Origin of the sequence: Colwellia psychrerythraea (assembly GCF_000764185.1) — a bacterium.
Taxonomy (GTDB): domain Bacteria; phylum Pseudomonadota; class Gammaproteobacteria; order Enterobacterales; family Alteromonadaceae; genus Colwellia; species Colwellia psychrerythraea_B.
The window spans coordinates 118,674-139,554 of the sequence record NZ_JQEC01000075.1 but is presented as its reverse complement, the minus strand read 5'-3'; the positions used below and the strand labels follow the sequence as shown (position 1 = coordinate 139,554).

Below are 20,881 nucleotides of genomic sequence, written 5' to 3'. Positions count from 1 at the left end.
GATTATTTGTATATGAAGACGCAAAGTGCAAATAACTATTATTAAATTGCAATTATCTTCTATCATTAAAGGTAAGCATTCTCAATTTGGCATTTATTATGGATAATAACAATAGCGCTTCGCCTCTACCGACTTTATTACTCGTTGATGATGATGGCAATATATTGCAAGCATTAAAAAGAGCTTTGCATAATATTGAAGCCAACATTGTTGATTTTCAATCACCTATTGCTGCGCTTGAATATTGCCAAACCAACCAGCCTGATGTGGTTATTTCTGACCAACATATGCCAGACATGAATGGTTGTGAATTATTAGAAAAAATAAAGCAACGCTGGCCTAAATCTCAACGGATCATTTTGTCTGCCTATCAAGATTTTGATCTTGTGTCTGCGGCTTTTAGCTCTGGCGTAGTAGAAAAGTACATTTGCAAACCTTGGGTTAATAAAGAGCTAAAGTTTGTCGTCGATAAAGCACTTAGCAGAAAAGTGAATGTGACTGTTATTCCAAGTGATGAAGACAATACACCGTTAACAGGGCTAATTAACTTTCACGGTATTGTCGCTGAAGATGAAACCATGCATGAGCTTTTTGATAGTATCAGACACGCTTCTAGTACCAATGCACCCATTTTTATTACTGGAGAAACAGGTACAGGTAAAGAGTTAGTAGCTAAAGCTTGTCACTCGGAAAGTTACCATAAAGATCAGCCCTTTATCGCTGTAAATTGCGCCAACTTCACAGAAAACTTAATTGAATCGCAATTATTTGGTCACAAAAAAGGCGCCTTTACCGGCGCAGTTTCAAGTCAAGAGGGTTTATTTTCTGCTGCTAAGCAAGGCAGCTTGTTTTTAGATGAGATCACAACCTTATCTAAACCTTTACAAGCTAAACTTTTACGCGTAGTACAAGAACGAGAATTCTCACCATTGGGCACCAATGAGGTCTTGAAATTTCATGCGCAAATTATTTCAGCCTCCTCAAATTCTATTAGCACCGCTGTTATAGAAGGAGAGTTCAGGGAAGATTTATATTACCGACTTAATGTTATTACCATGGCTTTGCCGCCGTTAAGGGAACGAGGTGGCGATCTTGTGCATCTTGCCAGTTTCTTTTTAAAAAAATACAGCAGAGTCGAGAAAAAACATTTTAGAAAGTTCTCTCGTAATGCCATTCAGATAATTTGTGCTTATGACTGGCCCGGTAATATTCGTCAATTAGAAAATGTAATTCATGGTTTGGTCATATTAAATAGCGGTGAGCAAATAACTTCGGAAATGATCATAAAATCATTATCAACTACAGTGAGAAACTATGCGGCGATTCAACCTACATCCGCGCTGTCAGTCCAACCAGTTGTGGAAAAGATTAATTCTCATAACAATACAATGAATAGTACTATAAAAAATAGCAGCGAAATCCAGCCTCTTTGGCTAGTAGAAAAAGAGGCGATTGAAGCGGCAATCTTACATTGTCAGGGCAATATCCCTAAGGCTGCAGCCATGTTAGAAGTTAGTCCTTCGACCATATACAGAAAGAAACTCGATTGGTAATCATAATTTATGCTAGCTGATGCTCGTTTGGTTGTAACAGGTGCATCAGTTAAAGATAAAATAGTTGCCATTCTATATATACTGCCATAAATTAAATTAGCCCTACCTTCCTATTAAAGTGCTTTGTGCTTTGCATTTTGCAAATCCGCTAGCCCCCTCACGCCAATCCCCCCTAACCTATTGATACGTAGTAACAATAAAAGTGGAACGTTCTTTGCTACCTTGTAAACATACATGCAAAGGAGTTTAATTATGTTGTATTTAAAAAAGGTTCAGGGTTGTATTTTAGCTTGTTTGATACTTTTTCATGGCTCAGTAAGTGCTGACCCTTTTGAAAGTTGTCCTTCAAAGGCCTTTCTAATGCAACAAACAGTAGCGCAACTTTACGGCGTAAATCTAGTTACTGGTGATTACTCCTTATTATCAGGAGACTTGGGAACTGATAATAAAATTAATGCCGTCGGCTTTAATTTTCATGACAATTATATTTATGGCTGGGGTTATCAATGGGGCACCTTAGTTCGCATTGGCAGCGATTACCAAGCGACGCCAATTACACTAGAAGACAACCCCGGTGTTAATTTCTACGTTGGTGATGTCGCGCTCAACGAAAATAGCTATTACTTTTATAAAAAGGGTGCCAATTATGGCCTATATAAAGCCTCATTAGACCAAGAATCCAACAATTATCTTAAAGTGGTCAACATAATTGATGGTCAATCATTGTCATTATCCATTTTCGACTTTGCTTTTCATCCGAGTAATAATTTTCTTTATACAGTTGATAAAAATGGCCAGCTATACCAAATAAATGCAGATGACGGCTCCGCTACTGCGCTTGGTGATGTAGGTGAGCAAGGTACATTTGGCGCTGTTTATTTTGATGTTGACGGCCACTTATACATCAGTAGAAACAGTGATGGTTATGTTTTTATTATTGACCTAGATGATGCAAGCCCTACAGCACTGTTATTTGCGCATGGCCCAAGTGCTTCACAAAATGATGGCGCCCGTTGTGCGATGGCTCCAATTGTTGATGAATCAATTCCCGCAACAACGGATTATGGTGATGCTCCTGATAGTTATGGTACGACATTATTCAGTAATGGTGCCAGGCACGGTATAAGTAATATCTATTTGGGGAGCACTATTACTACTGAACATAATGCGAATGTTTATCCAAAAACCGATGAAGATGATGGTGTTACGTTTTTAACACCATTACTTGCTGGCAGCGATAGTCTCATTCAAGTAGAAGCAACCGGCGCCGGCTATCTTAGTATTTGGGGAGATTGGAATCGTGATGGTGAATTTTCATCTGAGGAAAAGTTAGTTTCCGATCAGTATATAGATAACACTACTGAGGTTATTTTAGTGAATACTCCCATCACGGCTCTAAATGGTTTTACTTGGACTAGAGCTAGGTTCACCTCAGTAGCGCCTGTACAAACCAGCGGCGGAGTTGCCGACGGTGAAGTAGAGGATTATAGGGTACTAGTAACCAATGCGGGTAATAGCCAAATTCAAGATACCCCTTATTACATTGCCTTTGAAGATAGCTGGCCAGAGCAAGGTGACTACGACATGAATGACGTCGTTATTTTTCAACAATCATCATTGTTATTAACAGACTCATTTGAAGTAAAACAAATTGAATTTCAAGGAGAATTAAAGGCATCTGGTGCTTCTTATCGTAATGGCTTTGCCATTCAATTGGATAATATTTTACCTGATAATGTTGATAGCAACCTAGTGCGTTTCGAAATTAATGGTGTTTTGCAAGAGACAAATGTTATTGAGGAAGATACCCAATATTTAGTCATTAAAATAACTGATGATTTACGTAGTCATATTCAATTAACCCAGAACTGTTTATATTATCGAACAGAAAGTAATTGTGGTAACTCTTCACTGATGACCTTTAGTGTAACAGTGCCATTTATCACTCCGATAAGTTTAGCGCTGTTTCCTGAAGCACCTTATAACCCATTTATATTTGCTCGGACAGCAAGCTATCATGGCGATCTATTTTATCACCCCGGTCGAGGGTTAGAAATTCATTTAAAAAACAAGGCACCTACCTCTAAAGCTGACCAGAGTATTTTCGGTATGGCTGAAGACACGACCTCGCAAAACCTGACCTATCAAAATGATAACGGCTTACCCTGGGCATTAGCTATCAATCCTGGTTCAACCGAGGAATGGAAACACCCACTAGAAATGGTTGACATATTACAAGCCTACCCAAAATTTCAAACATTCGTCGAAAGTAATGGCAACAATGAGACCACCTGGTTCTCTCAAAGTAATTCGATAAACTCTAAACTTTATTAACAGCTGACTAATACCGGTAAAGGGAGTAGACAAGATGAATATTAATTTAATAAGAAACATGATACTAAATATTACGCTTAACATGGTCATAATCTTCACGATAGCTAGCTGTGGTGGTGAAGAAGAGGAAGGTTCATCAACAGCGGGGGTAGAAACGCCGCCAGCCCCAGTAGCAATCTCCACCAGCGACTTGGTAATTAAAACTGATTTTAACTTGCTTTCAGGTACGGATTTAGAAGTTACTTTACCGAGTTCACCCTCAAGCTCAGTCAACTACTTTATTAACATCTGCACCGACTTTACAGTTGAAACAGGTACCGTTGAAAATAGTAGCGTAGATATTAACTACGATAGTTGCAAATTAAGAGCAACGCTCAATACACAAAAGCAAGTATTCTCTTTATCTTTAAGTACCGCTGAATCAATGATAGTTGCGCAAATCTGGCCGATTGAAGCAGGAGCAAAGCCGATAACTCTCTTTTGGAATATAACTGAATCAGGCAAAAGTTGGAAAATAGCTATTTAAAAAGCTGACAAACTCTTCTGCTACCAACTAACCCATTAAGGCAAATAAAACGCCTTAATGGGTTAGTTTTTCAATCATTTTACTTAATTCATGACTTCTTCTCGTCACTAAGCTCGTCACAAATATGACTGCTATTAAAGTCCCCACCTTGAATCGCATTTTAAAAAGCATAACGCAAAAAATTAGTTTTATTTAAATATAATAAATTTAATTTAAATAAAACCCCTTAAATAACAATAACAAACATTGTGGCACGTAATATGAAGTTACTTATGATAAGAATGAATAAGTACCAATAAATAAGGTGATGCCATATGAAATCTACTTCATTAAACTGCATTTTTGCTCTAACCCTATTTACTTGTACTGGTTGTGTTTCAACCTCGATAAGTGACTCAGTGGCATTAATCGAAAAAGAAAGTTATGCCGCAAATAACCACTCCAACAAAAAAAACGTTAATAAAGCCCTTTTATCAAGCATACAAGCGTTACGTGTTTCACAAAAAGTAGCTAAACAACATCATACTTTTACCTACAGTTTGCATAATGAGGAATTGAACTCGAGTGATAAAATAAAATTAGCGACTTTATTAATGCAGAACAGTAAACACATTATCATTAACATTGCTCCCGCTAAAGGTAACAATAAACTGCACCAGTTAGCACTTTCAATTGACCGAGCACAAGCATTACGTCTGTACATTAATCACTTCAATAAAAAAGTTACTATTAAGTTTGCTCCTAAATTAACAAACGACACAATTAATTTAGTGACTGGGGCGTAATATGACAACATCGATAATTATAAATATTCACCTTATTTTATCCGCGATATGGCGCCAGCGTTATTTAATCACCTTACCTGCAATCGTCTTACCTATTATCGCGATAATGGCTTGCTTTATTTCGCCGAGAGCTTGGCAAGCACACACAACAATACTGGTACAAGAAAGCGCTAAAATGAACCCGTTTCTTGAAGACTTATCTGTATCTACAGACTTAGAAAACAGAATGACAACCTTAGATACCTTACTTCATAGCCGTCATATGTTAATAAATGTCGGCAAAGATCTAAAGCTAATCAATGAACAGTCAACTGACTTTGAAAAAGATCAATTAGTTAAAGAGCTATCCTTGGCGCTTAAAGTAAAATTGATCGGTAAAGATTTAGTCAAACTTGTTTACAATACTGACTCACCTGAGAACATCGTCGATGTCCTGCTCGTGGTTAGAGAACGATTTTTAGAAAAACTTCTTGCGCCTGAATTATCAGCAATTGATGCCTCAGAATCTTTTCTAACAACACAATTAACCTTGAAAACAGCCGATTTACAAGCATCTGAATTTAAGTTAGCTAACTTTAAACAATTAAATGCAGAGCACTTACCCAGACTTTATAGTGCCAATAGCAATCGTTTTAGCCAATTAAGTATGTTACTCGAACAGAAAAAAATTGAATTGTCAGGCGCTATTGCGGCTAAAAGATCTATTCGTACTAGGCTTGCTCAAGTTGATCCTGTAATGAGTGAAATAGAACAAAGCATAGTAACAACCAAAAGCGAGCTAGCTATTTTACGTTCGCGCTACACAGACCGACATAGCAAGGTACAAATATCTCTTCGAAAGTTATCACAACTCGAAGACGAACGAATTAGCCAAAGCAAGGCATCTTACAAAATAACCGAAGTTGATTTAAATCGTTTATGGGAAATTGCTAATCGTATGCAAGATGGTGAAGTAGAAAACAGTCAAAACTTATTATTAGTCTCACAATTACAAGAATTACAATTCGCCGATAGCCATGTTGAAAAAATTAAAGAAGAAATTAACTCCATAACAAGACAAACACACAAATTAAAAACCTCACTTTCCGGTACTGGTGAAATGGAAAGACAGCTATTAACACTAGAGAGAGACCTGAAGGTAAAACGAGGTTTGTATAGTGATTTACTGTATCGCTATGAAAAAGCAAAAATCACCGGCGCTCTTGGTAAGTTTGAACAACCCGAAAGAATCAAAATAATAGACGAGCCGTATCAACCTAGCTCACCAACTAACTTCCCACTGTCGATATTTTTAATTGCCGGCATTATTGGCGGAATATGTTTAGGTGGTGGCTTAGCTTTATTCGCTGAACTCGCTGACACATCAATTCGCGCAAAATATCAACTCGAATTAATTACCTCTGCGCCAGTAATAACTCGGATACCAAGAATTGGCAATAAACCTTTTGAAAATATCAAAAATTCAGGAGAAAAATTATGAAACCAGTCATTGTTCATGTTGTTCAACATTTAAAACCAGGTGGTATAGAAAGTTTTGCGCTAGAGTTTCAACGAGCTGCTCAACCGTTTTTTGATGTACACATCATTTCATTAGAAAAACAGAATGTTAAATGTTATTGGAATAATATTGATGGCTTTAAAGCGTTTATCCATATGTTAGACAAAAAACCGGGCTGGCAAGCAAATATATTTACTCAATTGAAACAATTTTTCATCAAAGTTAAGCCAATGTATGTGCATACCCATCATATAGGCCCATTAATTTATGGTGGTATAGGAGCAAGATTAGCCAACGTTCCCCATATTATTCATACCGAGCATGATGCTTGGCACTTAGCTGACTTTAAACCTAGGTTATTACAAAAACTTATTGTTACTCTGGTCCGCCCTATCTATGTCGCTGACGCTAATTTTGTTGCCGAGCAAGTTAACCGTTTAATGCCATCATTAAACCCCGTTGTGATTACTAATGGTATAGATACAAATAAATTTAAACCGTCAACGGTTAATAAGCAACAGCTACTCAAGCAAGCAGGCCTGCCGACAGAGCTCAAATTTATTGGCTGTGCTGCTCGATTAGAATCAGTCAAAGCCCATGATGTATTAATCAACGCAATGCACAATTTACCCAGTAATATTGGTTTATTACTGGCAGGAACAGGTAGTTTAAAAGCACAAATAGCGCAACAGATTATTGATTTACATTTAGAAAAAAGAGTTTTCTTTTTAGGTCACGTTGAAGATATGACCACATTTTACCCGCTAATTGATGTATTTTGTCTATCGTCAAATAATGAAGGCCTACCCTTGTCTCCCATGGAAGCCCAAGCCTGCGGAGTACCTGTAGTTTTAACCGATGTGGGTGGCTGTAAAGAAGCAGTTTGCAGTAAAACAGGTCTGGTTGTTCAACCTAACAATCCCGCGCTGCTCTCACAAGCACTACTAAGTTCTCTCAATCAAAAAAATACACTTTCTCCCAGAGTTTTCATAGAAAATAAACGTTCAATAGACAAGATGATCAGCCAATATGTGTCATTAACGCAAGCTGATTTAAGGTGGAAGTTATGTTAGACATCATAATGATAATTATCTTTGCTGTGGCCATATTTTTAGTGATTTACCATCATGCAATTTATCCCTTACTGCTTAAAATTGCCGCTAAAGATAAAAAGGTAAAAACACCTAAAATTACCGCACGTCGTTATATATTTAGCGATGAAGACAAAAAACTAAATTGCTTTTCTATTATTATTCCGGCATTTAATGAAGCTAAATTTATTGCAGAGAAAATTAGGAACTTAAGTGTTATTGATTACCCAAGTGATCGGTATGAATTAATTTTACTTTGTGATGGCTGCCAAGATAATACCCATGATATTGCCAGACAAACACTTGCTGAACTTGCTTGTCATGATTTAAAAGTGCAATTGATAAACTTCACAGATAATCGAGGTAAAGTTGCAGTACTCAAGGAGGGCGTATCCAGAGCAAAGTTTGACAATATAGTCTTTAGTGATGTTTCGGCGTTATTGCCGGTAAATAGCTTACTGATGTTAGCTAGTCATTTTAAAAACCCTACGGTTGGTGCTGTATCTGGCGGCTATCAATTTATTCAAAAAGGCACTGCTGGTGAGCAATGTTACTGGCGATATCAATCTATGGTTAAAGCAAGAGAAAGCTCTATTGCTAGTGTGTTAGGGGCTCATGGCGCTTTTTATGCACTAAGGAAGTCTTGTTACCAAGAAGTTCCTGAAGATACCATCAATGACGATTTTTTAATCCCCATGAATGTCATTAAACAAGGTTACCGTGTGATATATGAACCGAGAGTTGTCGCTATAGAGCTTGAGCAAGTCAACCTAGAGCAAGATATGAGCAGACGTTTAAGAATAGCAGCAGGAAATTTTCAACAACTGATCTATTTGTTACCTTTATTATCACCTAAATACGGTTGGAATGCGGTAAATTTCGCCTCAGGGAAAGCACTAAGAGCAATAACACCTTTTATTTTAGTGTTTATCTTTGCCTGCAATATTTACCTTTTACCTATTCACTATTTGTTCTTATTAATATTTTCTTGCCAAGTGTTTTTATATAGCCTTGTTTTGTTTATTAATTTATTTCACATTTCACCTAAATTGAATGCTTTAAAATTGATTTGTTATTTAGTCAACGGTTACTGGGTCGCCTTAAAGGGATCTTTAAAATACATATTTGGTTTACAAGAAAAAATTTGGACTAAAATTTAGGAGATATTATGAAACACATTAGCTTTGTTCACCCAAGTATCACGCTCATTAAGAGAGCCATTGACTTAACTTTCTCAATAACATGTTTGTTATTAACACTGCCCTTATTTGTAGTAATAGCTGTGATGATAAAATCATCATCACAGGGAAGCATATTTTATTGTCAAGTCAGAGTAGGAAAAATGAAAGCGGGACAGATTAAGTATTTCAATATGATTAAATTTCGCACTATGGTTAATAATGCCGAAGCGAGTTCCGGTGCTGTATGGGCAACAAGTAACGATAATAGATTGACCTATGTTGGAAAACTACTTAGAAAAACCCGCCTGGATGAGTTACCTCAATTCATTAATGTGATTAAAGGTGAAATGTCACTTATTGGCCCTAGACCTGAGAGACCTGAAATAGTCATAAATCTAGAAAAAGAGATACCTTTTTATTCTGAGCGTACATACGATATGACACCGGGCATTACTGGCTTAGCACAAGTTAATCAAGGATATGATACTTGCATTGATGATGTTAAAACTAAAATAGCTTATGACTTTGCATACTCGCTTTCACTTACTAAACTACATAGATGGTTGTTAATGGATTTAAAAATTATTTTTAAAACCCTACTTATTATGGTGTTAGGTCGTGGCCAGTAACACCCTAAATATAAAGGATACTATACCCGTAGTCATTTAAAAGACGGGAATTTAGGGTGAGTTAAAAATTCCAGCGGTAAAGCACTCATTTGCAAGGATAGTTGCTCTCTAGCAAAAATGAGTAACGCCACAGATGTATTTTTTAAACTCAATAAAACGTGTATATTGAATCATTACGGGTATTACTCTATGACAGATATTAATGTGACTTGTATTGGTGGTGGCCACGGTTTAGGTCACCTATTAGAAGTTGTTGATAGTTTTAACTTTGTCAATTTAACTGGCATTGTGAGTACCACTGACAATGGCGGCTCTACCGGCCGTTTGCGGGAAAGCTGTGATACCATTTCTTGGGGAGATATTCGCTATTGTTTATCAAAATTATCTAAAGCGGCATCAACTAAAGAGTCATCAACAAAGACACTGTTATTTGAATTCCGCTTTGACAAACTAGGTGATCTATCAGGGCATAGCCTAGGAAATTTAATGTTTTGCGCGGTAGATTCTCTTTGTATTAGACCGACCGAAACAGTGCAGGTTATGCGGGAATACTTAGGTATAAAAGCAAACATTTTACCTATGTCTGATATAGTGACCAATCTTGTCAGTCATTGTGAAAATCACTGTTACGTCGGCGAAGTAGCCGTAGACGAGCACGCGAACCAAGGCATTAATAAACTAGTGCTAACACCAAGAGTTAACCCTAGTGAAGAAGTTTTACATAACTTAAAAAATGCCGATATTTTATTTCTAGGTCCTGGCAGTTTTTATACCAGCACCCTACCCTGTTTATTGATGGACGCTGTGATTGATGTTATTAATCACAATACCAAACTAAAAGTGTATTTTATTACCAATGTTGAAAACGAGTTCAATAACAACTTGAATAAGCAGCAAAACGAAATTGATAACGAAATATATAACCAGCTGGAATTCATAAAAAAGTTAGGATTAACAAAAACTGTTCATTCATTAATTCCTCGTCATCGAGTCTGCCCTTCTATTCAATTCTGTGAACCTTATACCATAGCTGATCTTCCTGCTGATACCATAGGACAGCATCAACAGCCATTTTATCGAGAACAACTGCTTGAGCTAATTCAACGACTGTAATGTCCTACTGCTAGCTGTTACCTGTCTTCTGTCTTCTGTCTTTAGCAAATACCGGCTTTAACATTACTTGCTCGTTATTTCTTAGTTTGCAATTCGCAATTTGCATTCTATTTTGCTTCACTCTAAAAGCTCATCGTACACAAACAGTATAAACCCTTGATAAATACATACATTATTATTGGCCCGAACATTGCTTATCTAATAGTGTATTAACTTAAATGGTGGGTTTGTTATGTTAAATGAAACTTATAAAATAAATAATGATTTTATTATTACACTCCATGGCAACTTTGATGCCGATACAGTAAATGTCATGAAAGACGATATAGAAGCGTATAGTAAATTAAGTACAAATATTATCTTCGACCTTGAACAAGTACCGTTTATCGATTCATCGGGCATTGGGGCAATCGTTTTTTTATATAAAAGAATGGTAGCTAAAGGTTTTAGTGTCTCCGTCACAGGTTTAACACAACAACCACTAGAGCTATTTGAAATGCTGTTTCTCGATAAAACGATAAATTGTTACCCCAACATCAGCTGTTATTTAGAAACATCTCCCAACTTGCAAGTTGCCAGCTAATGATTATCCAGCCTATTTTGTTGTCACTATGCGCTGTCATAGTTTTATCTGGCTGTAGTTCAACCAAAACAGTAGCTCACAACAGCCGATCACTTTCGACTGTTAAAGTTTCAACAACGTTAAACAAGACGCATATGAAGGTTTACATAACCAGCGCAGAGTCTGAACTGCTGTTATTACAACAACAAGCGTCGACAGCATGTATCTCTGGACAATTAGCTATTGCACAAAGTTATATCACACGAGCAAACGCAGAACATATAGCGGGTATGGAAAAAGATGCTTTTATAACTCTGGTCGCTTTTGACCGACAAGTTCGTAAAATCCGCTGTGTGAATCAATATATAAATGATCAATTAGGTTGCGGCTTAACCCACAAAAATATAGTACTTAAACGTTGGTACGATGAGGGAGACTTTAATCAATGTGAAAAAGCAACATCATCACCAGTAATAGCTAAAGAGGGGCCAATAGCTGAACCTAAAAGACAGTTTGAAAAAAGTCACCTAATAATTACTGAAACTTTACATGATTTTAACCAAGCAGAAATAAAGCCAATTTATTACCAGTCACTTAATAAGCTTGTTGAATTAATTAACAGTTACCCAAACGCTACATTACTTATCAGTGGTCATGCCGATACCATAGGAACTACACAATACAACAAGCAGCTCAGTAAAAGACGGGCGCAAAACGTTAAAAAGTATTTTACCGATAAAGGAATAGAAGCATCACGAATTGTTCTAGAAACTAAGGGAGAAGAAAATATCAGGGAAGTAGAGAAAAGTGATGTTTCAAGAGTGTTTAATCGCTATACATCTATCACCCTATTTTTAGATACCAGCGAGAAAAGCAACATTTAGGAGAGTGATCATGTTTAAATTATTAATAACCTTTTTAAGTTGTTTGTTTATTATTAGCCATGTTCATTCAACAGAAATTATCATCCGCCCTGGTGACGTATTACAAATAGAAATTCCCGGTGAAGTTGACTTTGAAAATAGCTTTCAAGTAAAACGTGATGGCACCCTCAACTTACCTGAAATAGGTAAAGTTGCAATTGTTGGTAAAACACTCTCGCAGGCAACTGCAGGGCTAGCTAAGCTTTTAGGTCAAGAATATCGCGCTATAAATAATTTTAAAATTTACTTAATTGAAAGACGAGTACCTATTCAGGTATTAGGCTTTGTTGAAGTTCCTGGAATGATAGACCTACCTGAAGAGGGCAACATACAAATGGCACTGCAAAAAGCCGGTGGTGCTATAGCGGGTGCTCAACTCGATAGAATACAGTTAAATCGTCAGGGTAAAGTAACCGTTTTTGATTATAAAAGTTATTTAGATACCGGTGATTTTTCAATCTTGCCTAAAATTGAACCCTTAGATGTTTTATTTGTACCTGCCTCACCTTTAATTGGTAATGTTCAAATGGACTTCGATGCAGCGACCTTATCCGCTAGTGGCGATGGCTCTGAAGCCAAAACAGCGATCAAAGTATTTGGTGAAGTACTTAAACCTGGGGTGTTTTCTTTTAAAAAAGGCAATACCGTGGTCGACATGTTAATGAGAGCGGGCGGTGTAACTCGCTATGCTGGTGTTGAGCACATTCGAGTAATTAACAACGGTACACCACAACTTTTTGATCTAAAAACCTATTTAGATACCGGCGACGCTTCTCATATGCCAAAGATCACACCTGGATCGACCCTCTTTATTCCCATCCAAGAAGAAGAAGTTAAAAGCGGATTACGCACTATTTATGTCATGGGTGAGGTTTTCAAACCTGGTGCCTATGAAGCGCCAGCAGGTACTAAGTTTTTTGATATTTTAGCCAATGCAGGCGGTCCGACACGTTTTGCTGAATCGAGAAAAATTAGAATTATTCGCACTACTGGTAAAGTTGATGCTTTCGACTTACAAGCTTATACCGAAGGGTTAACACAAGTTACCATTCCAACTGTCTCGCCAGGCGATGCCATTTTTGTTCCTGAAAAAACCGACATGAACGAAAAGTCATGGCTTAAAATTACCCCTGATAGGTCAATCAGAATAATGGGAGCAGTGAAAAAACCAGGTCGATACGAATGGGGCGATGAAATGAGCTTCCTTGATATTTTGGCTCATGCTGGCGGGCCTACTCAAGATGCTGACATGTCTCAAGTTAGAGTGCTAAAAAATGGCGAAGAGAAACGCATGCAGCCCTTTGATTTAGATCACTTCATTACTGAAGGCGGTGACTTTTCATTGTTACCTAAAGTCTCTGCCGGAGACACCATAATTATCAGTGAACGCCCTCGTGATGTTATTGATAATAAAGCGCGCTGGTTACGTCAATCTCAAGAGTCATCAATTTATGTTTTCGGGCAAGTAGGCCAACCTGGAAGATATGCTTTTAATAATAAATTGCACTTTTTAGATATCCTTTCCGCTGCTGATGGACCGAATCAACATGCCGACATTCACAATATAAAAATAACCCACCGTAATAACTTTAAAAGTAAAGTGAGTACTCTTGATTTGGGGTTGTACTTTGAAACCGGCGATGAAACCTTATTACCGTCAGTTAAATCTGGTGACACCATTTATGTACCTGAACGAAACAAACAATGGATAGACAATAAAAAAGAGCAAACGGTTCGAATAATTGGTGCAGTAGAGAACCCCGGACGCTACAAGTTCAGTACAGATATGACAATTTTAGATATTCTAGCTGAATCAGGTGGTCCCACCCAAACAGCTTATTTAGAAAAAATTATGGTAGTGAATATTTCGCAAAGTCAATCAGAAGAAAATATCAGTCAAGTTTTTGATTTAGAGAAATTCATTGAGCACCCAGATTTTACCACACTACCTATGGTACGAGTGGGTGACACCATTTTTGTACCTGACGTTTCGCAAAGTAATTGGAATGTATTTATGGATAATGTCAAAGACATGCTCAGTATCGTATCACTTGTCGCTATTGTTGGAGGCTTATAATATGCAAGAATTACCCATTCATTATGCCGAAGTTGAAAGCATTTATAATCAAACTATTGGTTCGGGTTATAAAACTTTAGCGATAACTTCTGCGAAAGCTGGTGAAGGAAAAACGACTATTGCCCAAGCAATTGTAGAGCGAGCACAAATTGTTGGTAAGAAAGTTTTATTGGTTGAAATGAATACCTTTAATCCGGCTTTATCCGAAAAACTAAGAAGCATAATGACAGAGCCTCCGACTAAAAACAGCATAATACCCATTGAAAGTAAAGGCTATAGCTTTCTGCCTGCGCCAACAAAAATTCAAGATATTTTACAATATCGGGAAAGTAATTTATTACTTGCCTCAATCAAACAATGGCTAGTGAATTTTGATTGTATTATTTTTGATACCTCAGCATTAACCTCATTAAATCAAAGTAACATACCCGCTGAGATTATTTGCGAAGTGTGCGAAGGTGCTTTACTGGTCATTGAAGCAGGCACGACGCCAGCAAACTTAATACAAGAGAGTGTTGAAAAGCTAAAACTAAACAAAGTTAACTTAATTGGTTCGATAATAAACGATAAATGTAACCCCTCACTATTAACTGAATTGCAAAGAGAAACCTATCGCCTTAACCGCTTACTGCCTAACTTAATGGTTAAACTTAGAAAAAAACTTGCCAGCTTAGTGCTACTCAACATTTCTGTTTAGGCGTTGCAGCTCTTTTAAAGTAACGCCCACCTCTGAGCTATGTTAGAACTGTGATCAGTATTTTATCAAAATCAGGTAGAAACTAACCGCCAACTATCTAAAACTACGTCAGTGAACTTACTCAAAAGCTAATAAAATACAGAATCAGCTTTTTAACATTAGCTTAGCGTTGCTTGGATCGGTTAAAATGTCTTTTTTAGAGGCTTAAGCCAATCTGGCGAAATAAAAAAGGTAGTGCAATAGTTGGAAAATAAACAAAATAATTGGACTACTTGTCTGGAATGTCAGGGCCGCGGCAAAAAAAGCATGAGGCTACGCAAAAAAGTACGACTCAGTTTTCAAAAGGCGTTAGCACTATTTGAACAACAAAATGGCGAAGGCACACCTCCCGTTCGCCCGAAGGGTCACCTCTATGACTGTTTGAACTGTGGCGGCTCTGGTTTAGTACATTCTGACACCTCCCCTATTGCCGATACAGAAAATTACCCACATGTTGCTATTATTGGTGGCGGTATAGGTGGCGTCGCTTTGGCTGTGGCTTGCAAGCACCGTGGCATTCCTTTTACGCTTTATGAACGCGATAGCGGCTTCGGCGCTCGATCTCAGGGTTATGGACTCACTTTGCAACAAGCCAGTAAAGCGATTGCAGCTTTGGGAATTTCCTCATTAAAGGAAGGTGTAATTTCAACAAGACATGTGGTGCATACCACGGAAGGAAAAGTGATCGGTGAATGGGGCATCAGAAAATGGCTACCCTCTGAGGTGAAACCGTCGGTAAAGCGCAGAAATGTGCATATCGCCCGGCAATCTTTACGTTTAGCTTTACTGGAACAACTGGGTGGACATGATTCAGTTAAATGGGGCCATAAATTAGTCGATTTTAAAGAAAGTGCTAGTAGACATAATGGTGAAGCTGTTGAACTGAGCTTCCAGGTCCTAGGAAAGCAAGAAGTCAAAAGCGCTAAAGCAGATCTGGTAGTCGGAGCTGATGGTATTCGTAGCTCAGTGCGGCAGTTATTAATTGGTGAGAACATTAGCCCTTTACGTTATCTAGGTTGTATTGTGATCTTGGGTATTTGCCCTTTGGCCGATCTAGGTGAATTACAAAGCGCTTTACTTGATTCGGCTACTGTATTTCAAACCGCCAATGGCCATGACCGGATCTACATGATGCCTTATGCCTCAGATTCTGTAATGTGGCAACTTAGCTTCCCAATGCCAGAAGAAGAAGCTAAGGCGTTAAGTGCTCAAGGATCACAAGCACTTAAGGAAGAAGCATGTCGTAGATGTGATTGGCACGATCCTATTCCTCAAATTTTGACGGCAACGCTAACAAATCAAATTTCTGGTTATCCTGTATATGATCGGACATTGCTCGAGTCCAGTCTATTGGAAAACTCAGCTCAAGTGACTCTGATCGGCGATGCAGCTCACCCTATGAGTCCTTTCAAAGGACAAGGCGCCAATCAAGCGCTGTTGGATGCGCTGGCACTGGCCCGGAAGATTTCAATAGAGTGTCGACCTCGTTCACAATGGCGAGAAACTGGAATAAGGGAAAGTGTGTTAACTGAATTTGAAACCGAAATGTTAGCTCGCAGTGCATCCAAAGTGAAAGATTCAGCCCAGGCAGCACAGTTCCTACATTCTGACACTGTACTACATGAAGGTGACGAGCCCAGAGGACGATGTCTACAACGAAATAATTGATAATTCAAAGCAGCAGAAAACTACAGTGGCTGTAATGGTCGCCATATTTATTGGAGTGTTATTTTGGTTTTATGGCCATGTATTTTAAAACTAGCAGGTGATGACGAGCTTATTTATTTAGACTCTGAACAAAATTTTTTTCGGAGTGCCAAGCGTTAATCTTTAGTGATGATGATTACGTCATAGACTCTATAGGTTTAAGTTACTTAATCGAATTAATATCGGGGCAACTCGTATTAGTCAAAACAGAGCGGATATTAGCTGTTGGCGAAGTAACAGGTTTAATCCGTGCTAACGAGTTCAACAATGCTGAACTATGCCTGACTAAAATCCATTTCTTAACGGTTTCAGACGCTATTAGGTCACTGTTTCATTAAACTATAAGCAGCAGAACATGGTGATTTTTCAATATTAATCACCGCCATTTCTTACTGTACCGCAAGTATTTTGATTATTGCTAAACTAAAAATAAATGTCATTAATTTATTTGTTTCTTAAAATCAACTTGGGTTTTGACTGCATAGTGATCAGACCAATTAAACGCATTAATGCGTACTCTAGCGCAAATGACTGCTGGCTTTGACACCCAAAAATGATCTATCGCTAAACCAAAGAAACTAGCAACATAACGTTTATTCGGCCACGAATTGACAAACTCCGTATTCATGCCCTGCGTTAAGTTAACTAATCTACTTGAATGTTTTGAAAGGTTTAAATCCCCTATCACTAAAGAGCCAGTTGCTAATGAGCTATTAACTAATGAACTGATAACCAATGCCTCATTCGCCAATGAGTTATTTACTGCCTCCCCTTTAACGAATGCAGCTCGTGAGCGCGATTTTTTCAGTGCATTTTTTAATTGGTATAAGGTTGTATTTCGGATTTTCCACAAGCTTTCATTACGTGGTGAGGGTGGATGTAAGCTGTGTAAATTGGTTATGTTATTGGGTAACTGCCATTGGCTTGATATTAAAAATGCACTATGGCCCTTTTTATAATATTTAATATTAGCAAAACCATAACGGCTAAAGAGCAGTTGGTCACTGTATACCTGCTGAAGAGAATTTTCGCCGGTAATAAAATATGGGAAATGAGGGCTTAATTTTTCGACAAGCCGCCGCTTTGTTTGCTGACTTACGCCTTGCAGGGTAATTAAATGATATTGCTTAGCAATAAGGTGCGCTACCAATTCATTTAACTCATGTTCTTTCTCAGTATACTTTATGTTGAACTGAAAAAAAATAACGGAATCATTACAGGTTTTACTATTCAAAGTGACACTATTTTTAAAAGTGAATAAGTTCTTAAAAGCGAGCGGATTATTAATGCTAACCGCATTATTTAAAAATGTTGCCAAGATAAAGTTAATTAACATGCCACTTAGGTAATAACTTAAACAATAGCTAAAACTATGTAAATTTAAGGCAAAGTAACTTAATACTAATATCAAAATACTATAAATAACCAATAATACAAAAGGGGTCGATAAAATATTTTCAAGCCACCAGGGTGATTGAACCTGCCTTAACAGTAACCAAATAAGGCTTGGCATGAATATAAGTATTACTGCTGTCAATAACCTCATTTCCATGTAACTACCATCTCAGCAGAATCAAGTTAACTATCATTATTTTATTTTAGCTCAAAAGATAACACCTTACTGATTAACATTGCTCGATCCCCTGTTATTTCAAATTTGCTTTGCAAAGCAACAGCTATTTGTGCAATTTGCAAATAAAGCATCATTATTTATATAAATTACCGCTTTAACGGCTATTAATTTTATTTTTAACTGGCCTACTTTATGCAAATTCAAGGTATGGACATGTATTAAGAGGTTTAACATGACGACAGAAAATCTAAAAATAGCGTTATTGCTTGATAGTAAAGATTATGGCGGCATAGAAACCCATGTTGCCAACCTTGCTAAAGGCCTTCATAAATCGGGTCATCATGTGCAAATTATTTTATTAAATAATTATGGTGAACACCCTGTATTTGAATCTGAACAATTTCTTCGTTCGAGATTAGTAAAACTAGATGGCGGTTTTAATACATTTTTTAACTTATTAAAAAAGTCGAATATTAATCTTGTGCACACACATGGTTATAAAGCTGGAATTATTGGTCGAATCAGCTGCAAATTAGCCAAGAAAGCCGTCGTATCTACCTTTCATTCAGGCGAGAAAGGCAACATTAAAATTAGATTATATTCATGGCTAGACCGTATAACCGCTCATTTATCTCCTTGTATCTGTGTCTCTGAGCAAATCAAAAAATCCGCTAATTTAACTGCCGATGTAATCCAAAATTTTGTTGAGTTACCCACACAATCATTTAAGACAACGGTGCCGGCAACACAAGTAGCTTTTGTCGGTCGCTTAAGTTTTGAAAAAGGTCCTGATGTGTTTCTTCGGTTAGCCAAGCAATTACCCCAATACTCTTTTTCGATATATGGCGATGGTCCAATGTCCGATGAAATAACCGCTACAGCTTCTGACAACGTGGAATTAGTCGGCCATGTCACGTCGATGATCCCCCACTGGCCAAAGATAAGCCTGTTATGCATTACCAGTCGTGAAGAGGGTTTACCATTAGTAGCGATTGAGGCTCTAGTCAGGGGGATTCCAGTCATTAGTTTTGATATTGGTGGCATAGCATCAGTGGTAATTAATGACCTTAGTGGCTGGTTAATTGCGCCATTTAACGAACAGGATTTTATTGAGTCAATTAAACAGGGTCAGACGTTATCGCAGACACAACGAAGTAAAATGTCCTTATTCGGATATTTACATATTAGAAATAATTTTTCTTGTAACGCCGTTATTCCTCAGATATTTAATGTTTATCGTAAAGCGTTAATAGGAGGTTCACATGCTAAATAATCGATATAAAAACCTATTAAATCAATCCGCACTTTATGGTCTTAGTATTTTTCTGATGAAAGGCATTTCTTTAATTATGCTACCTATTTATACCAGTTATTTAATGCCGACTGAATATGGTCGACTCGAGGTTCTGGTAGTATTTTCTAATATTGTCTCTATCGTTTTAGGCTTTGGTTTAGTCGAAGCTTTATACCGGTTTGTCGGTTTAGCCGATAGCATTGAAAAAAAGCAACGTCATGCTGCAGAGTGTTTATTAGTGGCTGCCATTATTGCCATTATTTCCTATGCTATTTTCCACTTTTATTCTAAAGATTTACTGCCTTTTTTACCGGGTGATATAACCGAAAATGAACTTTATTTACTTGGCGTAGCACTGTCTGTCGGTGGTTTAATAAATATTCCATTAGCCTGGTTACGCATTACTGAACGAGCAGGATTATTTTTCATTATTTCGATACTAAAAGTAGTACTTCAAGTTTCACTCACTTTTTATTGGTTAATCAATGGTTGGGGCATCACCAGTATTTTAGCTTCAGGCGCAGTATCCTCAGTAATTGTTGCAATAATTTTATGTGTTATTCAATTAAAAGAAATTCAAGTCCGTTTCTCCATTACTGATGTTATAAGTAATATAAAAAAAATAATTTATTATGCCGGTCCTATTTTTATTGGTGGCGCTGCGACCTTTACTTTATCAGGTATGGACCGCTGGTTACTCGCTGAACACTTTGGTGCCACTCAAATTGCCGCGTATGCTATTGCCATAAAGTTCGCTTTAGTGCCTACCCTGCTTATTCAGCCTTTTACCTTATGGTGGTTTCCTAAAAGATTCTCAGTACTTAAAGAACACGATGGTAAAAATATAAATGCACACTTTGCTGTGCTTGGTGCCATCATTTCAGTGCTTTTATGTGGTGGCCTAGGCTTAATCGGCCCGTTACTCATACAACATTTAACACCTACAGCTTACCATGGTGCTATTGCTATCTTACCTTGGTTACTGCTTTGCACCTTATTTAAAATGCTGGCCGATTTATTAAATTTGGGTTGTTTTGTCGAGAAAAGTACCCGCTTGCAAATGAATATTAATCTTGCTTCCAGTGGTATTGGCGGCCTTTTACTGGTCGTGTTAGTGCCGCTATTTATGATTGAAGGCGCACTTATCGCGCTTATTGCTGCAAATGTTATACGCATGGGACTTTTCTACTACTACAGTCAACAAAAGATCTACTTGCCGTACAAGTTTGCATATCTGTACCCTGCAATTAGCGCCGCAGTTGTCGCCACCTGGTTTGGGCAAATGAGCTAAGGCTACCT

Annotated in this window: 17 protein-coding genes and 1 pseudogene; 17 read left to right on the top strand and 1 reads right to left on the bottom strand. The window is 37.6% G+C overall.

Annotated features, from left to right (window positions below):
- Positions 1 to 98 precede the first annotated feature (98 nt).
- The 15 genes and pseudogenes from GAB14E_RS00050 to GAB14E_RS25420 all read left to right on the top strand — a co-directional run bounded on the left by GAB14E_RS00050 (position 99) and on the right by GAB14E_RS25420 (position 17,053).
- Positions 99 to 1,553 carry a sigma-54-dependent transcriptional regulator gene (locus tag GAB14E_RS00050; RefSeq protein WP_033084672.1) on the top strand — a complete coding sequence of 485 codons (1,455 nt, stop codon included), beginning with the start codon at positions 99 to 101 and terminating at the stop codon, positions 1,551 to 1,553.
- A 252-nt stretch (positions 1,554 to 1,805) separates the two neighbouring features.
- Positions 1,806 to 3,887 carry an LruC domain-containing protein gene (locus GAB14E_RS00055; protein WP_033084671.1) on the top strand — a complete coding sequence of 694 codons (2,082 nt, stop codon included), beginning with the start codon at positions 1,806 to 1,808 and terminating at the stop codon, positions 3,885 to 3,887.
- Between the two features lie 34 nt (positions 3,888 to 3,921).
- Positions 3,922 to 4,413 (top strand): hypothetical protein, encoded by a 492-nt coding sequence (locus GAB14E_RS00060; protein ID WP_033084670.1) that lies wholly within the window; start codon positions 3,922 to 3,924, stop codon positions 4,411 to 4,413.
- A gap of 314 nt (positions 4,414 to 4,727) precedes the next feature.
- Positions 4,728 to 5,198, top strand: a complete 471-nt coding sequence (locus GAB14E_RS00065; RefSeq protein WP_033084669.1) for a hypothetical protein — start codon at positions 4,728 to 4,730, stop codon at positions 5,196 to 5,198.
- 1 nt (position 5,199) lies between these two features.
- A complete protein-coding gene (locus GAB14E_RS00070) occupies positions 5,200 to 6,678 on the top strand; it encodes a GumC family protein (RefSeq protein WP_033084668.1) in 1,479 nt (492 codons plus the stop codon).
- Entirely contained in the window at positions 6,675 to 7,769 is a 1,095-nt protein-coding gene (locus GAB14E_RS00075; protein ID WP_033084667.1) for a glycosyltransferase, read from the top strand. Before GAB14E_RS00070 ends, GAB14E_RS00075 begins: the two co-directional genes overlap by 4 nt.
- Positions 7,763 to 8,947, top strand: coding sequence for a glycosyltransferase family 2 protein (locus GAB14E_RS00080; protein ID WP_033084666.1), 1,185 nt, complete (start codon positions 7,763 to 7,765; stop codon positions 8,945 to 8,947). The genes GAB14E_RS00075 and GAB14E_RS00080 overlap by 7 nt, the downstream gene beginning before the upstream one ends.
- Before the next feature lie 8 nt (positions 8,948 to 8,955).
- On the top strand, positions 8,956 to 9,597 hold the full coding sequence (locus tag GAB14E_RS00085; protein WP_033084665.1) for a sugar transferase: 642 nt from the start codon (positions 8,956 to 8,958) through the stop codon (positions 9,595 to 9,597).
- A gap of 189 nt (positions 9,598 to 9,786) precedes the next feature.
- Complete coding sequence (gene yvcK, locus GAB14E_RS0123650; protein ID WP_052094196.1) at positions 9,787 to 10,710, top strand: uridine diphosphate-N-acetylglucosamine-binding protein YvcK; 924 nt, start codon at positions 9,787 to 9,789, stop codon at positions 10,708 to 10,710.
- Positions 10,711 to 10,942: 232 nt separating this feature from the next.
- A complete protein-coding gene (locus tag GAB14E_RS00090; RefSeq protein ID WP_052094194.1) occupies positions 10,943 to 11,293 on the top strand; it encodes an STAS domain-containing protein in 351 nt (116 codons plus the stop codon).
- A 134-nt stretch (positions 11,294 to 11,427) separates the two neighbouring features.
- A complete protein-coding gene (locus tag GAB14E_RS24355; protein ID WP_197061267.1) occupies positions 11,428 to 12,156 on the top strand; it encodes an OmpA family protein in 729 nt (242 codons plus the stop codon).
- A gap of 10 nt (positions 12,157 to 12,166) precedes the next feature.
- Positions 12,167 to 14,272 carry an SLBB domain-containing protein gene (locus GAB14E_RS00095; RefSeq protein ID WP_033084664.1) on the top strand — a complete coding sequence of 702 codons (2,106 nt, stop codon included), beginning with the start codon at positions 12,167 to 12,169 and terminating at the stop codon, positions 14,270 to 14,272.
- 1 nt (position 14,273) lies between these two features.
- Positions 14,274 to 14,969 (top strand): nucleotide-binding protein, encoded by a 696-nt coding sequence (locus tag GAB14E_RS00100; RefSeq protein WP_033084663.1) that lies wholly within the window; start codon positions 14,274 to 14,276, stop codon positions 14,967 to 14,969.
- Between the two features lie 306 nt (positions 14,970 to 15,275).
- Entirely contained in the window at positions 15,276 to 16,676 is a 1,401-nt protein-coding gene (locus GAB14E_RS00105; protein ID WP_231562138.1) for an FAD-dependent oxidoreductase, read from the top strand.
- 63 nt (positions 16,677 to 16,739) lie between these two features.
- Positions 16,740 to 17,053: pseudogene (locus GAB14E_RS25420) on the top strand (DUF4144 family protein).
- Between the two features lie 101 nt (positions 17,054 to 17,154).
- Here GAB14E_RS25420 and GAB14E_RS00110 read toward each other — a convergent pair.
- Positions 17,155 to 18,252 (bottom strand): endonuclease/exonuclease/phosphatase family protein, encoded by a 1,098-nt coding sequence (locus GAB14E_RS00110; protein WP_156115817.1) that lies wholly within the window; start codon positions 18,250 to 18,252, stop codon positions 17,155 to 17,157.
- A gap of 268 nt (positions 18,253 to 18,520) precedes the next feature.
- On the opposite strand from GAB14E_RS00110, the gene GAB14E_RS00115 reads away from it, so the two are divergent.
- Both GAB14E_RS00115 and GAB14E_RS00120 read left to right on the top strand, forming a co-directional pair.
- Positions 18,521 to 19,561: a glycosyltransferase family 4 protein gene (locus tag GAB14E_RS00115; protein WP_052094190.1), complete on the top strand. Its 1,041-nt coding sequence runs from the start codon at positions 18,521 to 18,523 to the stop codon at positions 19,559 to 19,561.
- Positions 19,551 to 20,873, top strand: coding sequence for a lipopolysaccharide biosynthesis protein (locus tag GAB14E_RS00120; protein WP_052094189.1), 1,323 nt, complete (start codon positions 19,551 to 19,553; stop codon positions 20,871 to 20,873). Before GAB14E_RS00115 ends, GAB14E_RS00120 begins: the two co-directional genes overlap by 11 nt.
- The last annotated feature ends 8 nt before the right edge of the window (positions 20,874 to 20,881 follow it).